The organism is Lactiplantibacillus fabifermentans DSM 21115 (assembly GCF_000498955.2).
GTDB lineage: Bacteria > Bacillota > Bacilli > Lactobacillales > Lactobacillaceae > Lactiplantibacillus > Lactiplantibacillus fabifermentans.
In genome coordinates this window covers 1-3,098 of record NZ_AYGX02000105.1, presented here as the reverse complement: position 1 = coordinate 3,098, position 3,098 = coordinate 1, and the positions used below count along the sequence as shown (strand labels likewise).

2 protein-coding genes and 1 pseudogene are annotated in these 3,098 nt (G+C 45.6%); all 3 read right to left on the bottom strand.

The genetic code is table 11. The features are described 5' to 3' along the window. Positions 1-51 precede the first annotated feature (51 nt). A pseudogene (locus DY78_RS09795) lies at positions 52-930 on the bottom strand (glycoside hydrolase family 65 protein); the annotation flags it as partial. A 365-nt stretch (positions 931-1,295) separates the two neighbouring features. Continuing rightward, positions 1,296-1,724 carry a pyridoxamine 5'-phosphate oxidase family protein gene (locus DY78_RS09790; protein ID WP_029779190.1) on the bottom strand — a complete coding sequence of 143 codons (429 nt, stop codon included), beginning with the start codon at positions 1,722-1,724 and terminating at the stop codon, positions 1,296-1,298. A gap of 81 nt (positions 1,725-1,805) precedes the next feature. Continuing rightward, positions 1,806-2,930 (bottom strand): alkaline phosphatase family protein, encoded by a 1,125-nt coding sequence (locus tag DY78_RS09785; RefSeq protein ID WP_024626272.1) that lies wholly within the window; start codon positions 2,928-2,930, stop codon positions 1,806-1,808. Positions 2,931-3,098: the final 168 nt, after the last annotated feature.

The following is a 3,098-nucleotide window of genomic DNA, read 5'->3' as shown; positions in this document are numbered from 1 at the left end:
AAGCTGATCTTTTTTGTCCGAACAGCGTTCGGATTAATTTTACAATCTACCAAAAACATTATACCGAGTTACATTACTGTTGACAACGCTTCCATCGATTTCGCTGTAGATTTGTAAATTACCTGAGAAGTTGAGTGGCGTGATTTGGTAGCGCAAGTTATAACGATGCCAGTCGCGCATATTAGCAATCTTTTGGGCCTTAACTTGTAATAAATGGCCGGAAGAAAGTTGGACGATCATGGTCGTGGTTAAGATACCCGTTTTTAAATCTAAGCTGCGGTAGACATCTTGGACGTTATGGGAAGTGATTTTAAACGGGGCTTGGTGATCAACACCAAATGTCATGTATTGGGCATTGGGTAAGTTGACGAGGTCTTCGTTGACCACGTCATGGTCTTTAATCTTAGTCGTTTCTTGGTCAAAGACGCCAGCGACGTACGTACCGGGATAATTATTTTCATCGGCCCGGGCTTCCACATAGGCACCCCGTAAGCCAAAATACCCGTTCCCAATCGTGAGCATGGCTTCTTGACCGTTGTTACGGACGCCATCGTATTGTCCGTAGTAGTCCAAGTGCCACTTGAGATAGGTCGTCTTCGCTTTGATAGCCGCGGTCAAGCCGTCACGATCCACAGCAGCGCGACTGACGACGGGAATGTTTAGCATGTTTGTTAACGCTAAGCCGACGTCAATCCGGTCATAGTTGACGCCAACGATCGTGTCGGAGAATGGGTAATCGAGGCCATTTTCCAAAATGGCCGCCTCAAATTTTAAGCCGGCCAGCCGGACTTTGATATTTTCTAAGTTTTCACCGATACCTTGGTCAGGATTGTAAGCAATCAAGTAATGCGCCGTGGCGGCTTGATCGGCCTCCGGGTGGTAGGCGATATCCATGGCTTCATTATCAATTCGTAATCTAATTAGTTGCATTGTTGGGGCACACTCCTTAGTTAGTTGACTAAAAATACCATCATATATAGGTAGAAAAAGATATTTTTTAACTCATCTCCACCTTAGTCTCTTTTTTTTAGCGACGCAAATGTTAGCACTAAAAAGGAGCAAATGTTCGCATAAATTTTTGGATTGATAATGAAAATTAATAAACTAATCTGTGTTAGGCGTGTTATGTGGGCGTTTTTGGTAGATGTGATAATACCAAAAATTAATTTGCTTATTAGATAAATACCTTTGGATGCGGCCAAAAATAGCCGTCCCTATTTTTAGGTAACGGCTATGGGGGTTATTGGAATGATGGTACTGCGATACTCGGTTTAGTAAACCGTAATGGTGCGTGGTTATTCAGTATGCGGCAATAATTCTAGGTGATCCATTGCCATCATTTGGCGGATCTTAATCGTTTGCGTTTGAAATTTTAAAATAATGGGTTCTTTGTAAGCTAAGCGTTGTTGAAAGTCATTTAGCGCTTGGTGCCAATCCTCAGCAAATTCATCATGGCCCACCACGCGTAGCTGGCCTTTGAGCATCACTGAGGCGTAGTCGTCTAAGTTATAACAAAAGAGCGTTGCCTTTTTGCAGGACTGAATATTTTTGGCCGTCATGGTTTGGCGACTAGTATAGAAGAAAAGCTGGGCTAAACTCCGCCGAGTTGGTAAGGGACTTAGCGCGACTAACGTTGGAAAGCCACTCGCATCAATCGTGGCCACAGTAAATACGGCGGCGGTTTGAATCATTTGTAAGGCCGCCTGCCGGGTTGTATGTTGCATGTTCGCCACCTCTTTGCGACTAGTATGCCGGAAAAAGTAGGGCCTGTCATGCGTTTCGCTCATCTTAATGAACTAAAATGCTTAGCCACGAAATTGGTCCAACAAATGACTAAAAATATCGCGCGAACGGGTAAAAGTCGTGGCGTCCATGGCGGCTGGTGTTATGCAAAATAATGGCACGGTCAGTTCGTGCAATGACCCATGGGAGCGGCCCGGGTAATTAGTTAAGCGTGGCGTCGGCGTCAGGCCAAACGCTGTGTCAGCCGTCCCTAAGACAACCAAGTCGCCAATGCGCTGCGCATCTAATTGGTACTGTGCCGCGGCTGCTTGGCGCGTTAGGACTTGTTCCACACCAGCTGTTTGTTGTAAGACTTTTTTGACCGGAGCTAAGTCGGTTGCTTTCGGAACGTAAATATATGCGGTGCCAGATTCTTGATAGGCGTGATTTTTTAAATAACGATCGGCTAATGGTAAGACCACGTGGGTTGTTAAAGCATGTGTCGCTAAGAGGCGTTCTAAATTCAGTAAAGTCGGCTTCGCTTGCATACCGTGGTCAGCGATGACATAAATGGTCCGTTCCGGTTCTAGGGCGTGAATGGCGGCGAGTTGTTCGTCAATGCCGCGAATAAAAGCTTGGGCCTCCGGTTGGTTAGGGGCATAGTGGTGCATCACGTAATCATTCGTTGTGGCGTAAACGAAGGCCGGTGATTTAGTTGCAATAAGCTGTTTGGCGGTTTTAACAACCCATTGGCCACTCGCTAAGCTATTAATTTCCGGTGGCAAACTCGCGCCAATGGCAGTTAGGAGAGTCGAATCCGCAGCTTCGGCGTTAATCCGATAAGTGGCGTCAGTGCCAAAGACTTGGTCGATCTTACCTTTGACGGTCAGGAGTGCGGAATCTAAATGTTGTTGGGCTAATTTGGTGAAAATTGTCGGTGCCTTGAGATATTTCGGGGACTCAATAAAGGTTTCTGTCTGGGTAGCGGGGTCAAAAAAGACGTTACCATTGATGCCATTAATAGCCGGCGGGGTTCCCGTTAAAATACTGGCGTGGTTAACGTTAGTGACTGACGGCATTTGCCCAGTAACGACTTTAGCGAAGCCGTTAGCGGTGGCGGCGAGCCGGTTAAGGTTGGGGGCATATTCTGGCGTCAAATATTCGGCGCGGGCGCCGTCAATGAGTAAAACCATGGCTTTAGTTGACATATTAAGACCTGCTTTATTAGTTTTTTTAATTCAGAACTTAGCGTACCAGTTCCGGGTTAAAAGCTTGTATAATTGAGGTTATTTTCCGGTTAACGAGATGAAAAAAAGCAATAGGGTAGATTGCAAATTTAATCCGAATTTTTGGACAAATTGTTCAGCATAACCTGA

Excerpts from the sequence above, each read along its gene's own strand:
- DY78_RS09790 (WP_029779190.1), bottom strand. The coding sequence starts at position 1,724 with ATGCAACATACAACCCGGCAGGCGGCCTTACAAATGATTCAAACCGCC.
- DY78_RS09785 (WP_024626272.1), bottom strand. The coding sequence starts at position 2,930 with ATGTCAACTAAAGCCATGGTTTTACTCATTGACGGCGCCCGCGCCGAA.